Origin of the sequence: Paenibacillus anaericanus (assembly GCF_003994475.1) — a bacterium.
In the GTDB taxonomy this organism is placed as follows: Bacteria; Bacillota; Bacilli; order Paenibacillales; family Paenibacillaceae; genus Fontibacillus; species Fontibacillus anaericanus.
Map to the genome: position 1 here is coordinate 1 of NZ_RZNY01000084.1, position 1,356 is coordinate 1,356.

1 protein-coding gene is annotated in these 1,356 nt (G+C 37.8%); it reads left to right on the forward strand.

The genetic code is table 11. The annotated features are described in order from the left end of the window. Window positions 1-397 precede the first annotated feature (397 nt). Window positions 398-1,356 (forward strand): cache domain-containing protein (locus EJP82_RS27785; RefSeq protein ID WP_170220327.1); only part of this gene is annotated, 959 nt, incomplete at its 3' end.

The window sequence follows — 1,356 nt, forward strand, 5'->3', positions numbered from 1 at the left end:
ACTTCAGTTTTATTAATGTCTACTTGACGGGGGTAAGATCACTGTACAGGAGTCATTTTTTTTATCTACTAATATCTATGATGGTCTCGATTAATATGGTCTTATGTCATCCTACATACTTACTCAATTATTCGAAAGATACCCACAGCCTAAATAATTTTTTCGAAGTCTCCAGTCTATGTGTAACAAATTAATTCAGTCTAGGACGAAAGTCCCTTTTTTGTTTTTGGAGTATTTTTCTAATAAATTCTATAACATCAATTGTGATGTAACCGATATTATAAAGGAGACTTGTAACACTTCTCGAATAATTGGCAAACGTAAAGTGTTAATGTACTAGAAGTAAATTAAGCATTCAAGCAGGGGTATTAATTACTAAGAGTGGTGGGTGATCAACATGAAACTGGTTCCTAAGAAGGAGAACCGATCAACAAAGGAAAATGAAAACAAACAGGGGGGGAAATCCGTTGACCAAGTAAGAAAGGTCGCTCCTGGAGGGCTTAAAGGGAGAATATCGTCGCTAAAGGAACATTTGCCGAAACAGTTTAATCCATCGAAATCGGTGGGTATACGTTTATTTCTTATTTTCTTCATAGCTATTATGTTCTTTGTTCTTACAATCGGTATCATCTCTTATCAGATGGCAAAGAACACGATTCAAGACAATGCGGAAATGGCCAATCAACAAACGATCGTACAAACTTCACAAAAGTTGGATATTATTCTTCAGAAATATCGGGAAAATTTGCAGCAAACATTCCTTGACACAGAAATGCAGACATCCATAATGGAGGCCTCACTTAAAACAACGGATTATGACCGTTTTGTTGCAACAAATAAAATGAGAACGCGGCTAAATACAATAACTCTTAATACACAGGGTATAGTTGCAGTATATATGATTGGTGAAGACCTGGGAAATATAACAACGGGAAGTGTGGATCAGGAATTCTTAGATTCAATCAAGGAACAACCATGGTATGAAAAATTGTCGAAATCTGCCGAAACTGTGTGGGTTGATGTACCTAGCAGCAGTAGTTCCGGAACAGGTATATTTAGATTGGTCAGATCGATTACCAGTGTAAACGGTATGGAACGCTTTATCCTGGTTGCTGATATTAACTTAGATATCCTTACGCAATACCTGAAAGAATTGGATCTAGGAGAAGGATCGCGTGTTCAACTCGTGAATTCTGAGAACATTGTCGTGGCATCCTCACTGACGGAGGATCAAGGTCAAACCACGGATGTTGATCTCAGCAAAGTTGGTACTGAGCTCTTAGGTGGTATACGAACAAAAGACGGAAATAAAAATCCCGTTCTGGCGGTTTATAATACTCAAGCTACTTCAGGATG